The organism is Aeromonas sp. R6-2 (assembly GCF_040908155.1).
GTDB classification, from domain to species: domain Bacteria; phylum Pseudomonadota; class Gammaproteobacteria; order Enterobacterales; family Aeromonadaceae; genus Aeromonas; species Aeromonas schubertii.
Genome location: NZ_JBFODE010000047.1, coordinates 14,983 through 30,660 on the forward strand (window position 1 = coordinate 14,983; position 15,678 = coordinate 30,660).

The 15,678-nt window shown below is 64.4% G+C and carries 15 protein-coding genes; 5 read left to right on the forward strand and 10 right to left on the reverse strand.

Annotated features, from left to right (window positions below; all coding sequences use genetic code 11):
- Positions 1-13: 13 nt before the first annotated feature.
- From AB5Y48_RS12750 to AB5Y48_RS12770, 5 genes are all read right to left on the reverse strand, one after another.
- Positions 14-3,154 carry an efflux RND transporter permease subunit gene (locus AB5Y48_RS12750; protein ID WP_368164692.1) on the reverse strand — a complete coding sequence of 1,047 codons (3,141 nt, stop codon included), beginning with the start codon at positions 3,152-3,154 and terminating at the stop codon, positions 14-16.
- Positions 3,144-4,088, reverse strand: coding sequence for an efflux RND transporter periplasmic adaptor subunit (locus AB5Y48_RS12755; RefSeq protein ID WP_368164715.1), 945 nt, complete (start codon positions 4,086-4,088; stop codon positions 3,144-3,146). Before AB5Y48_RS12755 ends, AB5Y48_RS12750 begins: the two co-directional genes overlap by 11 nt.
- Before the next feature lie 91 nt (positions 4,089-4,179).
- Positions 4,180-4,614, reverse strand: a complete 435-nt coding sequence (locus tag AB5Y48_RS12760) for a DUF6691 family protein (RefSeq protein ID WP_060585143.1) — start codon at positions 4,612-4,614, stop codon at positions 4,180-4,182.
- Positions 4,615-4,624: 10 nt separating this feature from the next.
- Positions 4,625-5,038, reverse strand: coding sequence for a YeeE/YedE family protein (locus AB5Y48_RS12765; RefSeq protein WP_050664573.1), 414 nt, complete (start codon positions 5,036-5,038; stop codon positions 4,625-4,627).
- Complete coding sequence (locus AB5Y48_RS12770) at positions 5,031-5,348, reverse strand: helix-turn-helix transcriptional regulator (protein WP_050664572.1); 318 nt, start codon at positions 5,346-5,348, stop codon at positions 5,031-5,033. The genes AB5Y48_RS12765 and AB5Y48_RS12770 overlap by 8 nt, the downstream gene beginning before the upstream one ends.
- A gap of 91 nt (positions 5,349-5,439) precedes the next feature.
- Between AB5Y48_RS12770 and AB5Y48_RS12775 the strand changes: the two genes are divergently transcribed.
- Positions 5,440-5,628 carry a DUF2892 domain-containing protein gene (locus AB5Y48_RS12775; protein WP_060585137.1) on the forward strand — a complete coding sequence of 63 codons (189 nt, stop codon included), beginning with the start codon at positions 5,440-5,442 and terminating at the stop codon, positions 5,626-5,628.
- 27 nt (positions 5,629-5,655) lie between these two features.
- On the opposite strand, the gene AB5Y48_RS12780 is transcribed toward AB5Y48_RS12775, so the two are convergent.
- The 4 genes from AB5Y48_RS12780 to grpE all read right to left on the reverse strand — a co-directional run bounded on the left by AB5Y48_RS12780 (position 5,656) and on the right by grpE (position 10,760).
- A complete protein-coding gene (locus AB5Y48_RS12780; RefSeq protein ID WP_368164693.1) occupies positions 5,656-6,540 on the reverse strand; it encodes a cation diffusion facilitator family transporter in 885 nt (294 codons plus the stop codon).
- Between the two features lie 213 nt (positions 6,541-6,753).
- Entirely contained in the window at positions 6,754-7,890 is a 1,137-nt protein-coding gene (dnaJ, locus tag AB5Y48_RS12785) for a molecular chaperone DnaJ (RefSeq protein ID WP_050664569.1), read from the reverse strand.
- A gap of 121 nt (positions 7,891-8,011) precedes the next feature.
- Positions 8,012-9,940: a molecular chaperone DnaK gene (gene dnaK, locus AB5Y48_RS12790; protein WP_050664568.1), complete on the reverse strand. Its 1,929-nt coding sequence runs from the start codon at positions 9,938-9,940 to the stop codon at positions 8,012-8,014.
- A 247-nt stretch (positions 9,941-10,187) separates the two neighbouring features.
- Positions 10,188-10,760, reverse strand: a complete 573-nt coding sequence (grpE, locus tag AB5Y48_RS12795; protein ID WP_050664567.1) for a nucleotide exchange factor GrpE — start codon at positions 10,758-10,760, stop codon at positions 10,188-10,190.
- Positions 10,761-10,918: 158 nt separating this feature from the next.
- Between grpE and nadK the strand changes: the two genes are divergently transcribed.
- A complete protein-coding gene (nadK, locus tag AB5Y48_RS12800; RefSeq protein WP_060585121.1) occupies positions 10,919-11,806 on the forward strand; it encodes an NAD(+) kinase in 888 nt (295 codons plus the stop codon).
- Positions 11,807-11,946: 140 nt separating this feature from the next.
- Positions 11,947-13,617: a DNA repair protein RecN gene (gene recN / locus AB5Y48_RS12805; protein WP_368164694.1), complete on the forward strand. Its 1,671-nt coding sequence runs from the start codon at positions 11,947-11,949 to the stop codon at positions 13,615-13,617.
- A 200-nt stretch (positions 13,618-13,817) separates the two neighbouring features.
- Here the strand turns inward: recN and AB5Y48_RS12810 are convergent, their stop codons facing one another.
- Positions 13,818-14,438: a helix-turn-helix transcriptional regulator gene (locus AB5Y48_RS12810; protein WP_368164696.1), complete on the reverse strand. Its 621-nt coding sequence runs from the start codon at positions 14,436-14,438 to the stop codon at positions 13,818-13,820.
- Between the two features lie 136 nt (positions 14,439-14,574).
- On the opposite strand from AB5Y48_RS12810, the gene AB5Y48_RS12815 reads away from it, so the two are divergent.
- Together AB5Y48_RS12815 and AB5Y48_RS12820 are read left to right on the forward strand one after the other, a co-directional pair.
- Positions 14,575-15,156 (forward strand): NAD(P)H-dependent oxidoreductase, encoded by a 582-nt coding sequence (locus AB5Y48_RS12815; protein ID WP_368164698.1) that lies wholly within the window; start codon positions 14,575-14,577, stop codon positions 15,154-15,156.
- A gap of 30 nt (positions 15,157-15,186) precedes the next feature.
- Complete coding sequence (locus AB5Y48_RS12820) at positions 15,187-15,609, forward strand: VOC family protein (RefSeq protein WP_050664562.1); 423 nt, start codon at positions 15,187-15,189, stop codon at positions 15,607-15,609.
- Positions 15,610-15,678: the final 69 nt, after the last annotated feature.

Consider the following 15,678-nt stretch of genomic DNA (forward strand, 5'->3'; position numbering starts at 1 on the left):
CCGGGGCGCGCCATCAGCCCCGGCGCGCGAGCAGGGCGTAATAGAGCAAGGGTATCACCACCAGGGTCAACAGGGTCGAGACCAGGATCCCGAAGATGAGGGAAATGGCCAGTCCGTTGAAGATGGGGTCATCCAGGATAAACAGGGCGCCTATCATGGCCGCCAGCGCCGTCAGCAGGATCGGCTTGGCGCGCACCTGGGCGGCGCGGATCACCGCCTGCTCGAAGGGGGTGCCCTGGCCTCGCTCCAGCTCGATGAAGTCCACCAGCAGTATGCTGTTGCGCACTATGATGCCGGCCAGGGCGATCATGCCGATCATCGAGGTGGCGGTGAACTGGGCACCGAGCAGGGCATGGCCCGGCATGACACCGATCAGGGTGAGCGGGATGGGCGCCATGATGATGAGGGGTACCAGGTAGGAGCGGAACTGGGCCACCACCAGCAGGTAGATAAGCACCATGCCGACGGCGTAGGCGATCCCCATGTCGCGGAAGGTCTCATAGGTCACCTTCCACTCCCCGTCCCACAGGATGGCCACCTCTCCGGGGCCATTGGGCTGGTGCACATAGTACTGGGGCAACGCGATACGGCTGCCCGCCTCCACCATGCCGTAGAGGGGGCTGTCGAGCGGGCCGGCCATGTCGGCCACCACCATCACCATGGGGAGCATGTTCTTGTGGGTGATATAGGGGGGCAGGGTCTCGTCCCGCCGCTCGATGACCTCCGAGAGGGGGACAAGCACCCCCGAGGCCCCGCGAACCTTGAGGGCCAGCACGCCGGTGAGATCGACCCGGTCAGCCTGGCTCAGGGTGAGGCGCACCGGCACCGGGTACTTGGCCTCCTCCCGGTGCAGCCAGGTGACGTCGGCGTCTCCCACTGCGGCGGCCAGGGTGGCCACCGCCTCTTGCGCATCCACCCCGAGCCGGGCCGCCTTGCTGCGGTCGAGGACAAGGCGCCACAGGGGCTGGGCATCGGGTCGGTAGAGGTCGATGTCGACCACATCCGGCGTCTCGCGCAGGGCCGTCATCACCTGCTCGGCCCCCTGGGCACGCAGGGCATCGGTCGGACCGTAGACCTCGGCCAGTATGGGTGACCAGACCGGCGGGCCGGGCGGTACCTCCACCACCTTGAGGTTGCCCCCCTCGGCGCGGGCGATGGCCTGCAGGGGCTCGCGCAGGGCGCGGGCGATGGCGTGGCTGCTGCGCGAGCGCGCGTGCTTGTCCACCAGGTTGACCTGGATGTCGCCCACGTTGGCACCGCCACGCACGAAGTAGTGGCGCACCAGGCCATTGAAGTTGATGGGGGCCGCGGTGCCGGCGTAGATCTGGTAGTCCTTCACCTCGGGCACCTTGCCAAGCTCGCGGCCGAGCGCCATCAGGGTGCGCTGGGTCTGCTCCAGGCTGGTCCCCTCGGGCATGTCGAGCACCAGCTGGAATTCGGACTTGTTGTCAAAGGGGAGCATCTTGAGCACCACCCACTGAAGCGCCGGCAGGCTGGCCGCCGCCCCCACCAACAGGATCACGGCGAGCCACAACAGACGCCGCGCCCGCCTCGCTCCCGCCCCGATGAGAAAGGGGGACATCAGCCGCTCAAACAGGGTGCCACTCCCGGCGGTTGGCGTCTGATGGGCGTGATGGCCAAGCAGGTGTCCGGCGAGCCAGGGGGAGAAGATGAAGGCGACCAGCAGGGAGAGCAGCATTCCCATGCTGGCGTTGATGGGGATGGGGCTCATGTAGGGGCCCATCAGGCCGCTGACAAACGCCATCGGCAGCAGGGCGGCGATGACGGTGAGGGTGGCGAGTATGGTCGGCCCCCCCACCTCGTCTACCGCCCCCGGGATAAGCTCGCGCAGGGGGCGTGGGGAGAGCGCCCGGTGACGGTGAATGTTCTCCACCACCACGATGGCGTCATCGACCAAAATGCCGATGGAGAAGATGAGGGCAAACAGCGACACCCGGTTGAGGGTAAAACCCCAGCCCCAGGAGGCAAACAGGGTGAGCAGCAGGGTGATCACAATCGCCAGCCCCACCACCAGAGCCTCGCGCCAGCCCATGCTGACCACCACCAGCAGCACCACGGCCACGGTGGCGAAGATGAGCTTGCCGATCAGGGTATTGGACTTGTCGGCGGCGGTGACCCCGTAGTCGCGGGTGACACTCACCTCGATTTCGCTCGGCAGCAACCGACCCTCAAGCTGTGCCACCCGCGCCTCGATACGCCTGGCCACCTCTACCGCGTTCTGCCCGGGCTGCTTGCCGATGGCGAGAGTGACCGCCGGATAGGGGCCGCCCTGAGGCGTGGCAAACCAGGCGAAGCGGGTCGGCTGGGCCGCGCCGAGGCCAATGTTGGCCACCTCTCCCAGGTAGACGGGTCTGCCCTCCTGCACGCCAACCACCAACTGCTCCACCTCGTCGGCCGTGTGCAAGAATGCGCCGGCCTGTACCTTGAACTCCCGGTTATCCTGGGTGATGCCCGCCAGCGGCGCGACCCGGTTGGCGGCGCCGAGTCGCTGGCTCAGCGCCTGCAGCGTCAGGCCGTGGGCCGCCAGGGCGGCGGGATCCAGGGTCACGTTCAGCACCTCGTCGTGCCCGCCCAGGGTGGTGATGTCACGGGTGCCCGGCAGGCGCTTGAGCTCGGTCTCGAGCTCGTGGGCGGCGCGGGTCAGGGCGGCGGCGCCCAGGCTCTTGCTCCACAGGGTGAGGCTGACGATGGGCACATCATCGATGCCGCGCGGCTTGATGAGGGGCTCCCCCACGCCGAGACCGGCGGGAAGCCAATCCTTGTTGGCGTAGAGCTGGTTGTAGAGATCGACGATGGCCCGCTCCCGCTTCACCCCCACCTTGAACACCACGACGATGAGGGCACCGTCGGGCTGGGAGAAGGAGTAGAGGGTATCGATGCCGGCCAGTTGGGAGATCACCTGCTCGGCCGGGGTGGTGACCAGGTTCTCCACCTCGCGCGCGCTGGCCCCCGGATATGGGATGTAGACGTCGGCGAAGGTGACGTCGATCTGCGGCTCCTCCTCTTTGGGGGTCACCATGACGGCGAACAGGCCGAGCAGCAGGGCCACCAGAGCCAGCAGTGGCGTGATGGCGCTGCCCTGGAAGGCGGCGGCGAGGCGACCGGCGATGCCGAGGGGCTGATCACTGCTCATGATCGCCCTCCCGCACCCGGGCCCAGGCATCGGCGGCGATGCGATCGCCGGCCTTGAGGCCGGCCAGGATCTCGACGCGCTCTCCTTCGCTCTCCCCCACCCGCACCGGGGTCAGGGTCCACGCCTCACCACGGCGCAGGTAGACGGCGCTGAGCTCCCCCTGACGCAACAAGGCACCAGCCGGTATCATCAAGGCGTTGCGCTCACCGAGACGCACCCGGACCTTGACCCACATGCCCGGGAGTACCCCGGCCTGGTGCTCGGGCAAGTCGAGACGCAGACGAAAGGTGTGGCTCTGGGGATCGGCATAGTCGAAGCGCTTGATGCGCAGCGGTTGTATTGCACCGCCAGGCAACAGCACCTCGATGGCATCGCTCTGCAAGGCGGCGCTGCCGAGGAGCGATTGGGGCAATTCACTCTCCACCCGCAGGGCATCGAGGGAGAGGCCGGAGAGCAGCGGTGTGCCGGGGGCGACCGTCTCTCCCAGCTCCACATGGCGGGCGGTGACCACACCCCCATAGGGGGCCAGGATCCGGGTGTAACCAAAGGCCTCGCGCGCCTGAACCAGGGCGGCGTCGGCCGCCTTCACCTCGGCCCGCGCCGCCAGGGCGGCGGCCTGGGCGTTATCGAGCTGGGAGCGGGTCACCACGCCCTTGACCGAGAGAGCCTGAAAGCGGGTGAGCTGGCGATCGGCCTCGCTCTGCTGAGCCTGGGCACGGGCGAGCCTGGCCTTGGCCCCTTCCACTGCGGCCGACTGCTCGTTGCCGCTGATCTCCAGCAGTGGTGCCCCGGCCTCGACCCGATCGTTGACGTCCACCAGCATGCGCACGACGCGGCCACTGGTCTGAGCGGCAACCGTACCCTGATTGATGGGCTCAACCCGGCCATCCAGAGTAAGCCAGCGCGCCACCGGCTCCGCCTGCAGGGTTACCATCTCCTCGGCCTCGAGGGGCCCTGTCAACAAGAGCCCCAGCATCAGAGCGTGTATCCTCGTCGTCATGGTTCACCTCCCTGTGGGTCGTGCGTCAGGCGCGCGCGGCCAGAATGCGCGGCACCAAGAGTCGGTCCACCAGCAGCAGACCGGCCCCCATGGCCGCCACGAACAGCACGATGAGGGGGTGGCCGCTGGCCAGCAGGCTGATGCCAGGCCCCGGACAAATCCCCACCATGCCCCAGCCTACCCCGAAAAGGGCAGCACCACCAAGCAAACGAGCGTCAATGCGGGCCGCAGGTACGGGAGGGAGCGACTGACCAAGCAGGCTCTGGCGACGGGGGCGCACCCACAGCAGGTAACCGGGCAGGAAGACCGCCAGGGCCCCGCCCATCACGAAACCCAGGCCAGGATCCCAGGCACCGGCCAGGTCAAGAAAACCGGTGACCCGGGCCGGATCCACCATGCCCGAAATAGCCAGGCCAAGGCCAAACAGGGTGCCCGAGAGCAGGGCGACAAACGGCAGCATGAGAGACTCCTTACAAGAGGTGGTGAGTGATGAAGACGGTGACGATACCGCTGGTCATAAAGGTCAGGGTCGCGGCCAGGGAGCGCGGCGACAGTCGCCCCATGCCGCAGATGCCGTGACCACTGGTACAGCCATTGCCAAGCCGGGTACCGACTCCGACCAGAAGCCCGGCACTCAACACCCAGGGCCAGGCCGGCAGGGCATCGAAAACGGGCAGGGTGGCCCAGCCCAGGGTGAAGGCGAGCCAGGCGCCGAGTCCCAGCCCCAACAGGAAAACCCAGCGCCAGGGAGTCCCCCGCTGCAGCGCCTCGGCCAGGATTCCGCTCACCCCGGCGATGCGCCCACCGACCAGCAGCAGAAGCAGGGCGGCGCCGCCTATCAGGGTGCCGCCCAGTAACGACAGCAACCATGGGGTCTCAATCATTCTCTTTCTCCTCGACGTGACAGAAGTGACGAGCCAGGGCGGCCAGCACATCACTCACCGCCTCGCTCCTCAGCGAGTAGTAAATCTGCTGGGACACCTTGCGCGAATGGATGAGCCCACAGCGCCGCAGCACCGCCAACTGCTGGGAGAAGGCGGACTGACCGAGACGGCTGTGGGCGAGCAGCTCGCCCACCCCCTTCTCCCCCTCGAGCAGCTGGCACAACACCAACAGACGCTCGGGATGGGCCAGGGCCTTGAGCAGGGTCGCGGCCGCTTCGGCGTGACGATTCATCTCATCGAACTGACTCATGGCTTTAAATTAGAAATTGCTGATATTTGCTCCATTTTATAAAGCAATGCTAAATTAGCAATGACTAATTCAACGTAATGGGGAGGGAGTGATGACGGTAGACAATGGGGTGAGGGTGGTGGCGGGCTGCATGCTGCTGCTTTCCCTGGTACTGACCACCTGGGTACACCCGGGCTTTGTCTGGTTGAGTGTGTTTGTCGGTGCCAACCTGATCCAGAGCGCCTTCACCGGCTTCTGTCCGGCGGCGATGATCCTCAAGCGAATGGGATTTACGCAATGAAACGGGGCGGCCATGGCCGCCCCTCTGTTATAACGGGTGTACGCTATCAGGCTCCACATGAATAAGCACCACCGCATGGGGCAGCAGCCCCAGGATCGCCTCCTCCAGCTCGTCACACAGGGCATGAGCGCGATCCACCGTCATGGCCGGCGGCACCGTCAGGTGGAAGTCGATATGGCGGCGACGACCGGACTGTCGGCTGCGCAGGTCGTGATAGCCGGTGCCCCGGGGGCAACGCTCCCGTAGCAATGCTTCGAGTGAATCGAGCTCCCCCTCCTCCATTCGGTGATCGAGCAGACCACGCAGGGCCCGGGCCAAAAGCTCGGCGGCCTCCTTGAGGATGAACAGGGCCACGCCGATGGCGACCAGGGGGTCCAGGCGGGCCAGATCCCAACCCAGTACCATGCCACCCCAGATAAGCAGCAGCCCCGTCGCCACCCCGAGAGAGGTCAGCACATCGGCCTTCAGGTGCAGAGCATCGGCCTCGAGGGCCAGGGACTCCTCCTCCCGGGCGACCCGATAGAGGTGACGGGAGACCAGCACGTTAACCAGGGCCGAGCCCCCCATCACCATCACACCCCAGCCTGGGCCTGTCAGCGGCTCGGGAGCAAACAGCCTGGACCCCGCCTCCAACAGGATCCAGAGCGAGGCGGCCAGGATCAACAGCGCCTCCATCACCCCGGAGATGTTTTCTATCTTGTCATGTCCATAGGGGTGACAGGCATCGGGGGGCGCGTCGGAGCGCGACACCGAACAGAAGGCGATGAGGGAGGCCACCAGATCCATGGCCGAGTGGATCGCCTCCGAGATGATGCTGACCGCCCCGGTGAGCAGGCCGACGGCCAGCTTGGCGACGATCAGCACGCTGTTGGAACAGACCGACAAGAGGGCGGCGCGACGTTTGCGGTTCATAACAACCACTCCGTGTGGGGTAACAGGGACTCCTTTTAACCCAGGATGGCGCCATTGCCGGTCGGTTATTTTGTAAGAAAATGTGGTGGCAAGGGGGCAATCAGGGGTGTCGCCCTTGCTCTCAATGGCCAGCCGGCCCAGACACGGCACAGGGTCACGCCTGCCCCGGCAGAAAGAACAACGCCGGCGAAAGCCGGCGTTGTGGATGACCCGTCAGTTGGTCAGATCGTCGAAGAAGCGTTTCACCCCTTCGAAGAAGCCCTCGGACTTGGGCTTGTGGGTCTTGGCCGCCGCCCCGCTGAAGGAGTTGTCCAGCTGACGCAGCAGCTCTTTTTGCTCCTCGGTGAGGTTGACCGGGGTCTCGACCACCACCTTGCACATGAGATCGCCAATCTGGCCGGAGCGCACCGATTTCACGCCCTTGCCGCGCATCCGGTACATCTTGCCGGTCTGGGTCTCAGGAGTGATCTTGAGCTTGACCCGGCCGTCCAGGGTCGGCACTTCTATCTCGCCGCCCAGGGCCGCCGCGGTGAAGCTGATCGGCACCTCGCAGTAGAGGTTGTTGCCATCGCGCTCGAAGATCTCGTGCTCGCGCACGTGCACCTGCACGTAGAGATCCCCGTTCGGCGCGCCGGTCTCGCCCGCTTCACCTTCGCCGGAGAGACGGATACGATCGCCGGTGTCGACACCCGCCGGGATCTTGACCGACAGGGTCTTGGTGCGCTGATAGCGACCCTCGCCGTGGCACTTGCCGCAGGGGATGGCGATGATCTTGCCGCGTCCGTGGCAGTGGGGGCAGGGTTGCTGCACCGCGAAGAAGCCCTGGCGCATCTGCACCTGGCCGGAGCCGTGGCAGGTGGGGCAGGTCTTCACGTCGGCGCTGCTCTTGGCGCCGGTGCCGTTGCACTGCTCGCAGTGCACGTGGGTCGGGATCTTGATCTCCTTGGAGACGCCGCGCACGGCCTCCTCCAGAGTCAGCTCCATGTTGTAACGCAGGTCGGCACCGCGGGCCGGACCGCGCCGGCCACCACGTCCGCCACCGAAGATGTCGCCAAACACGTCGCCGAAGATGTCGCCAAAGTCGGCGCCGCCACCAAAGCCACCGTGACCGCCACCCATGTTGGGGTCGACCCCGGCATGGCCAAACTGGTCATAACGGGCTCGCTTCTCGGCGTCGGTCAGGATCTCGTAGGCCTCTTTGACCTCCTTGAACTTCTCCTCGGCCTCCGCGTCACCCTGGTTGCGGTCCGGGTGGTACTTCATGGCCAGGCGCTTGTAGGCCTTCTTGATCTCGCGCTCGTCGGCGCCTTTGGCCACACCCAGCACTTCGTAGTAATCGCGCTTCGACATACTCATCCTGTTGCTATATCAGCATTTATGCAGACGGGCGTTGGTCTCCCAACGCCCGTGAATTCATGGACAGTGCACTCAGGGGCGCACCCTGCGGGCCGTTGCCGACCCGCCGGGACAATTACTTCTTGTCGTCCTTCACTTCTTCGAACTCGGCGTCGACCACGTCATCGTCAGCCTTGGCGGAGGATTGCTGCTGGCCGGCACCGGCCTCGCCACCCTGCTGGGCCTGGGCTTGCTGCTGAGCGATCTCCATCAGCTTCTGGGAGACTTCCAGCAGAGCCTGCTGTTTGGCCTCGATAGCGGCCTTGTCGTCGCCCTTGATGGCCGCTTCCAGCTCGGACAGCGCGGCTTCGATCTTGCTCTTGTCGTCGGCCGGCAGGGCTTCACCGGCTTCGGTAACCTGCTTGCGCACGGAGTGGAGCAGACCATCGGCCTGGTTGCGGGCGTGGATCAGCTCTTCGAACTTCTTGTCCTCGGCGGCGTTGGCTTCGGCCTCGCGAACCATGCGCTCGATCTCGGCATCGGACAGACCGGAGGAAGCCTGGATGGTGATCTTCTGCTCCTTGTTGGTCTCTTTGTCCTTGGCGGAGACGTGCAGGATGCCGTTGGCGTCGATGTCGAAGGTCACTTCGATCTGCGGCAGGCCACGGGGCGCCGGACGGATGCCTTCCAGGTTGAACTGGCCGAGGGACTTGTTGTCACCGGCGCGCTTGCGCTCACCCTGCAGCACGTGAATAGTCACGGCAGACTGGTTGTCTTCGGCGGTGGAGAACACCTGGGACTTCTTGGTCGGGATAGTGGTGTTCTTCTCGATGAGCGCTGTCATCACGCCACCCATGGTCTCGATACCCAGAGAGAGCGGAGTCACGTCCAGCAGCAGTACGTCGGTCTTCTCGCCGGAGAGTACGGCGCCCTGGATGGCAGCACCCATGGCCACGGCTTCGTCCGGGTTGACGTCTTTGCGCGGCTCTTTGCCGAAGAACTCGGCCACTGTCTTCTGAACCAGCGGCATACGGGTCTGACCGCCCACCAGGATCACGTCGTCGATCTCGCCAACAGACAGGCCTGCGTCTTTCAGGGCAACACGAACCGGCTCCAGGGAGTCCTTCACCATGTCTTCCACCAGGGCTTCCAGCTTGGCGCGGGTCACCTTGATGTTCATGTGCTTGGGACCGGTGGCATCGGCGGTGATGTACGGCAGGTTGACGTCGGTCTGCTGGGCAGAGGAGAGCTCGATCTTGGCCTTCTCGGCGGCGTCTTTCAGGCGCTGCAGGGCCAGCTGGTCGTTGCGCAGGTCAATGCCTTGCTCACGTTTGAACTCGTCAACCAGGTAGTTGATCATGCGGTTGTCGAAGTCTTCGCCGCCCAGGTGGGTGTTACCGTTGGTGGCCAGTACTTCGAAGGTGGTCTCGCCTTCCACTTCATCGATCTCGATGATGGAGATATCGAAGGTGCCACCACCCAGGTCATAGACGGCGATCTTGCGCTCGCCCTTGACCTTGTTCACGCCATAGGCGAACGCGGCCGCGGTCGGCTCGTTGATGATACGCTTCACTTCCAGACCGGCGATGCGACCGGCGTCCTTGGTGGCCTGACGCTGGGCGTCGTTGAAGTAGGCCGGCACAGTGATAACGGCTTCGGTCACCGGCTCACCGAGGAAGTCTTCGGCGGTCTTCTTCATCTTTTTCAGCACCTCGGCAGAGATCTGCGGAGGGGCCATCTTCTTGCCCTTCACCTCAACCCAGGCGTCACCGTTGTCGGCCTTGGCGATGGCGTACGGCATGATCTCGAGGTCACGCTGCACTTCATCGTCTTCGAAACGACGACCGATCAGACGCTTGATGGCGAACAGGGTGTTCTTCGGGTTGGTGACGGCCTGACGCTTGGCAGGCTGACCAACCAGGATTTCGCCGTCATCGGCATAGGCAATGATGGACGGAGTAGTACGGTCACCCTCGGCGTTCTCGATCACGCGAGCGTGGTCGCCATCGAGGATGGCTACGCAAGAGTTGGTAGTACCCAGGTCAATACCGATGATTTTACCCATTTGACGAATCTCCAAATGCTTCAACTGATGTGGCAGGCAAACCTGCCTTTATGTCTCGTTAACGGCTAGATAGGGTCGCCCCCACTGGCTTTCAAGGGGTCGGCGATAAATTTCCCGACCGCCCCGGCCACTCCCGCCGCAGGCTTGAATCCTATATGGGGGTCAGGATCGACCCTTCAAGGGGTAGGCCTTAAAAAAAATCAACAAAAAGCCCGCCACGGGGCGGGCTCACTCCCGGCCGGACGACTCAGTCGACGGCCTTGGAGACCATCACCATGGCCGGACGAATGACGCGGCCGTTGAGCTCATAGCCCTTCTGCATCACGGCGATGACGGTGTTGGGGGCGACATCGGCGCTCGGCACCAGGCTCATGGCCTGATGGGCGTTGGGATCGAACGGCTGGTTGGTGGGATCCACCGCCACCAGACCAAATTTGGCCACGCCGTTTTGCATGGATTTGAGGGTCAGCTCAACCCCTTCCACCATCGGCTTGAGGGCCTCGTTCTCCTTGTCGGCCAGCTCGATGGCGCGCTCCAGGTTGTCCATGACGGGCAGCAGCTCAGCGGCAAACTTCTCGAGGGCGAACTTGTGCGCCTTCTCCACGTCCTGGGCGGCGCGGCGACGCAGGTTCTCCATCTCGGCGACGGCGCGAACCGCACGATCCCGCTCGTCGGCCGCGGCGGCAGTGGCAGCCTCGAGCTGGGCCTCCAGCTCGGCAATGCGTGCCTGCTCCGGGGTCAGTTCGCTGTCCACATCGGGCTGCTCGACGTGATCTTCCAGCCCTTCCACCTGTTCGACCTTCTGCTCTTCGTGGTTCATGACATCTCCAAATTACAGGTAACTTCTTTACGTGGGGCTATTATGGGGACGACGAACCGGCTTTCAAGAGGGCATGCGCCGGTTTGGCTATATAGCAGCAGAAAAGCGGGGCAAACGCGGTATACTCGCCCCATCACGGGCGACATACGACGCAAACCATGAATTCTCCGTTCAAGACCATAGGCCTCATCGGCAAACCCCATCACAACGGCGCCAATCAGACCCTCAAAGGACTGCACGACTACCTGACCCAACGCGGCTTCACCGTGCTGGTCGAGAGCCGGGTGGCACAGGCCCTCGGCGTCGCAGACAGTGAGTCCATCGTCGATCTGGTGCAGCTCGGGGAGCGCGCCGATCTCGCCATCGTGGTGGGCGGCGACGGCAACATGCTGGGGGCGGCGCGGGTCCTGTCGCGCTTCGACGTGGCGGTGATCGGCGTCAACCGGGGCAACCTCGGCTTTCTCACCGATCTCTCGCCGCAAGACTATCTGGTGCCCCTCGAGCAGGTGCTCTCGGGCCACTTCAAGAGCGAGCAACGCTTCTTGCTGGAGGCCTCCGTCTATCGCCACGGGGAGCGCAAGGCGAGCAACCTGGCCGTCAACGAGGCGGTGCTGCACCCGGGCAAGATCGCCCACATGATCGAGTTCGAGGTCTACATCGATGGCAGCTTCATGTACAGCCAGCGCTCGGACGGACTTATCGTGGCGACCCCGACCGGCTCCACCGCCTATTCCCTCTCCGCCGGCGGCGCCATCCTCACCCCCAAGCTCAGCGCCATCACGCTGGTGCCCATGTTCCCGCACACCCTGAGCAGCCGCCCCATAGTGCTGGACGCCGACTGCGAGGTGCGCCTGCTGGTCTCTCCCGACAACCAGGACGACGCCATGCAGGTGAGCTGCGACGGCCAGATCACCCTGGCGGTGCACCCGGGCGACGAGATCATCATCAAGAAGAGCCACCACCAGCTCAAGCTGGTGCATCCCCTCGATTACAGCTACTTCCACGTGTTGCGCAACAAGCTCGGCTGGGGCAGCAAGCTCTTCTAACCCTGCCCTTCTGGCCCCGTGTCATTCGGCCCTGCGCGGGCCGTTTTTCGAGATCCTCGGCCCGGCATCTTTACTGTATGTAAAACCAGTATATACTGGATACATAAACAGTAATGTATGGCCTCACAGGACGCGCGACCATGCTGGCACAGCTCACCATTACCAACTTCGCCATCGTCAAGTTCCTCGAGCTCGATCTCCAGTCGGGTATGACCTGTATCACGGGTGAAACCGGTGCGGGCAAATCCATTGCCATCGATGCCCTGGGCCTGTGTCTGGGCGAGCGGGCCGAGGCCAGCATGGTGCGCCCCGGTTGCGACAAGGCCGAGGTGAGCGCCCGTTTCCTGCTTGCCGGCAACCCCGCCGCCCGCGGCTGGCTCACCAGCAACGAGCTGGAAAGCGAAGAGAGAGAAGAGTGCATAGTGCGCCGGGTGGTCTCGGCCGAGGGACGCTCGCGCAGCTATATCAACGGCGTGCCCGTGCCCCTGGCCCAGCTAAAGAGCCTGGGCCAGCTGCTGGTGAACGTGCACGGTCAGCATGCTCACCAGCTGTTGCTGCGCCCCGACTATCAGCTTGCCCTGCTCGACGGTTACGCCGGTCATACCCTGCTCCTCGGTGAGGTGCGCGAGCACTACCAGCGCTGGCGCCAGCTGCAAAACGAGCTGGTCCGCCTCAAGGCCGAGCAGCAGCAGCGCGAGGCCCGTCGCCAGCTGCTCGAATATCAGGTGCAGGAACTCGACGAGTTTGCCCTGCAACCCGGCGAGTTCGAGGAAGTGGAAGAGGAGCACCAGCGCCTGGCCAACGGCACCGAGCTGATGCAAGAGTGCGGCAGCTGCATCGATCTGCTCTACGAGAACGACGACACCACCATCACCAGCCTGCTGCAGGTCGCCATCGACAAGACCGAAGGGCTGGTCGGCATGGATTCCCGCCTCACCCCAGTGCTCGAGATGCTCAATGAGGCGCTCATCCAGGTGCAAGAGAGCCATGGGGAGCTGCGCGGCTATCTGGACAATCTCGAACTCGATCCCCAGCGTTTCATCGAGCTCGAGAGCCGCCTGTCGCGGGCCATCTCGCTGGCCCGCAAGCACCACGTCAAACCGGCCGAGCTGGCCCTGCATCATCAGGGGCTGACCGAAGAGCTGACTCGCATCGGCTCCGACGAGGCGCGCCTCGAGGGGATGGAGGCCGAGCTCGCCGAGGCGCGCGAGGCCTTCCTCACCGCCGCCGAGGCGCTCAGCCAAAGCCGCCGCCGTCACGCCGAGGCGCTGGCCGGCCGGGTCAGCGAGAGCATGACCGAGCTGGCCATGCCCCAGGGCCAGTTTGCCATCGAGGTAGTTGCCGATCGGGGGCAGAGTCTCTCGCCCCTTGGCATCGACCGGGTCGAGTTTATGGTCACCACCAACCCGGGACAGCCGCTGCAACCCCTCGGCAAGGTTGCCTCGGGTGGTGAGCTGTCGCGCATCAGCCTGGCGCTGGTGGTGATCAGTGCTCGCCAGATGGCCACCCCCACCCTGATCTTCGACGAGGTGGACGTGGGGATAAGCGGCCCCACCGCCGCCGTGGTGGGGCGCCTGCTGCGCCAGCTCGGGGAATCGACCCAGGTGCTGGTCGTAACCCACCTACCCCAGGTGGCCGGCAACGGGCACCAGCACATGGTGGTGAGCAAGCACACCGACGGCCACACCACGGAAACCCGCATGCAGCCGCTGGCCCAGCGGGACCGACTCAACGAGCTGGCCCGTCTGCTCGGGGGGGATCACATCACCGACAACACCCTGGCCAACGCCCGCGAGCTGCTGGCAGGCTAAGCGCACACGAGGGCCATCGGGCCCTCTTCTCGCTTAAGGGAACACATCACCGACAACACCCTGGCCAACGCCCGCGAGCGACTGGCAGGCTAAGTGCACAAGAGGGCCATCGGGCCCTCTTCTCGGTGTGGGAGATAATCGGCGCTCCCTCACCGGCGGCGAAGGGCATAACAGACAGGGGCCTGATGGCCCCTTGACCGTCAGACGGTCGCGTCGATCCGGTAGGCGCAGCGGCGCGCCCCGGCCAGGATGTGCTCCTCTCGCACCACCGTCACCCCCTCCCCTAACAGACTGCTGAAGAGCGCCAACTCGGAGCGGCAGAAGTTCTGACAGTGGCTGGCGGCGGCGCAGATGGGGCAGTGGTTCTCGAGCAGCCACCAGGTCTCCCCCTCTTGCATCACCTCGGCCATATAGCCCTCACGGCTGCGCTCTTCGGCCAACCGAGCCAGTCGTTCGGCAAGGGTCGTGGCGCCGGCCAGTGCCGCCCGGTAGTGCGCCTCACAGGTCGCCTCGCGGTGGGCAATCAAGGCCTCCATCCCCTGCTCGCCGAAGATGACCCGTACCGAGTCGATCAGCGCCAGGGTCAGCTCCTCATGGCGATCCCCGAAATGGGGCTGCGCCTGCTCGGTGAGTCGCCAGTAACGCGCAGGCCTGCCGCGCCCCTCGCTGCGATCCTCGAAGCTGAGCATACCGTCGGCCTCCAGCGCCTGCAGATGCTGACGCGCCCCCATTGAGGTCATCTCCAACTGAGCGGCCAGCGCCGCCGCCGTCATGGGTCCCTGCTGCTTGAGCAGCGCCAGGATCCGCTCTGTGCTCTTCATCGTCTCACTCCCCCTTGTCGGCCTATTATGGCCGCCGATGAGGTTAAGTAAACTTTTTTGTTTACTTTATCTTGCGCCATTTAAATAAAGCAAATACATTACAAAAACAATTTAACAACACTTTGGTTTATTTATTATGAGACTCACCATCATCAATGGCAGTCCGCGACAAGAGGCCCAGAGTGCCCGTGTCGCACGGTATTTAGCCGAGCAGGCGGTCGGGTTTCACGACATTGAGCGGATCGATCTCGCCCGGGATCCCATCCCCTTCTGGGATGGAGAGGATGAAGCAAGCAAGGGAGAGGCCTGGCAGGCGATGGTCCCCCGGCTGGCCCAGAGCGATGCCTTCATCCTGATCTCTCCAAAATGGAATGGCATGGCCTCTCCACTGCTCAAGCAGTGGCTGATGAATGCGGATGTTCCCCTGGTTGGCCATAAGCCAACCCTGCTGGTGAGCGTCTCGAGCGGCATCCACGGCGTCTATCCCATCCCTGAGCGTCAAGGCAGCAACAAGAACAACAAGCTGCTCTTTATTCCCGCCCACCTTATCGTCCGCAGTGTCGGTTCGGTCCTGCACCCGCTGCCAGAGTCGGCACAGAGTGAACGCGAGCGGTCCCTGCGCCGTCGCATCGACGAGAGTCTCGCCCTGCTGGCGCGCTACAGCGAGCTGCTACTGCCGCTGCGCCACTATCGGGACCCTTATCCCTACGGCATGTGAACCCGAGTCAATCCAACCAAGGAGCATCCCATGATTCATCTCGAGCATCTCAATCTGGTGGTCACCGATCTGGACCGCAGCCTCGCCTTCTATCGCACCGCGTTTCCCCAGTGGCGGGTGCGCGGCGGCGGCGAAGGAAGCTGGCATGGCAAGGCGCGCCGCTGGCTGCACTACGGCGATGACTATCAGTACCTGACCCTGAACGATAACGGCGCAGGGCACAGCCGCGAGCTCGCCGGCCATCAACCCGGTCTGGCTCATTTTGCCTTCGTCACCAGCAACCTGGATGCACTGGAGAGCCGAATGACGGGGGCCGGCTATCCCGTCAGCAGCCGGGGGGCCCCCGACTCGGGCAGGCGCAACCTCTATTTCATCGATCCGGACGGCATGGAGGTGGAGTTTGTCGAGTACTCGAGCGACGACCCGGCACTTCGCAACCAATACCCGGCCTGATGAGGAGCCGTGAGCCAAACCGGTAGCATGTGCACCGCCCTGCGCTCCGCCACTGCCTACACTCAGGAA

Bases quoted from the DNA above. Each gene is read 5' to 3' on its own strand.
- AB5Y48_RS12750 (WP_368164692.1), bottom strand. From the start codon at position 3,154: ATGAGCAGTGATCAGCCCCTCGGCATCGCCGGTCGCCTCGCCGCCGCC.
- AB5Y48_RS12755 (WP_368164715.1), bottom strand. From the start codon at position 4,088: ATGGTAACCCTGCAGGCGGAGCCGGTGGCGCGCTGGCTTACTCTGGAT.
- AB5Y48_RS12760 (WP_060585143.1), bottom strand. From the start codon at position 4,614: ATGCTGCCGTTTGTCGCCCTGCTCTCGGGCACCCTGTTTGGCCTTGGC.
- AB5Y48_RS12765 (WP_050664573.1), bottom strand. From the start codon at position 5,038: ATGATTGAGACCCCATGGTTGCTGTCGTTACTGGGCGGCACCCTGATA.
- AB5Y48_RS12770 (WP_050664572.1), bottom strand. From the start codon at position 5,348: ATGAGTCAGTTCGATGAGATGAATCGTCACGCCGAAGCGGCCGCGACC.
- AB5Y48_RS12775 (WP_060585137.1), top strand. From the start codon at position 5,440: ATGACGGTAGACAATGGGGTGAGGGTGGTGGCGGGCTGCATGCTGCTG.
- AB5Y48_RS12780 (WP_368164693.1), bottom strand. From the start codon at position 6,540: ATGAACCGCAAACGTCGCGCCGCCCTCTTGTCGGTCTGTTCCAACAGC.
- dnaJ (WP_050664569.1), bottom strand. From the start codon at position 7,890: ATGTCGAAGCGCGATTACTACGAAGTGCTGGGTGTGGCCAAAGGCGCC.
- dnaK (WP_050664568.1), bottom strand. From the start codon at position 9,940: ATGGGTAAAATCATCGGTATTGACCTGGGTACTACCAACTCTTGCGTA.
- grpE (WP_050664567.1), bottom strand. From the start codon at position 10,760: ATGAACCACGAAGAGCAGAAGGTCGAACAGGTGGAAGGGCTGGAAGAT.
- nadK (WP_060585121.1), top strand. From the start codon at position 10,919: ATGAATTCTCCGTTCAAGACCATAGGCCTCATCGGCAAACCCCATCAC.
- recN (WP_368164694.1), top strand. From the start codon at position 11,947: ATGCTGGCACAGCTCACCATTACCAACTTCGCCATCGTCAAGTTCCTC.
- AB5Y48_RS12810 (WP_368164696.1), bottom strand. From the start codon at position 14,438: ATGAAGAGCACAGAGCGGATCCTGGCGCTGCTCAAGCAGCAGGGACCC.
- AB5Y48_RS12815 (WP_368164698.1), top strand. From the start codon at position 14,575: ATGAGACTCACCATCATCAATGGCAGTCCGCGACAAGAGGCCCAGAGT.
- AB5Y48_RS12820 (WP_050664562.1), top strand. From the start codon at position 15,187: ATGATTCATCTCGAGCATCTCAATCTGGTGGTCACCGATCTGGACCGC.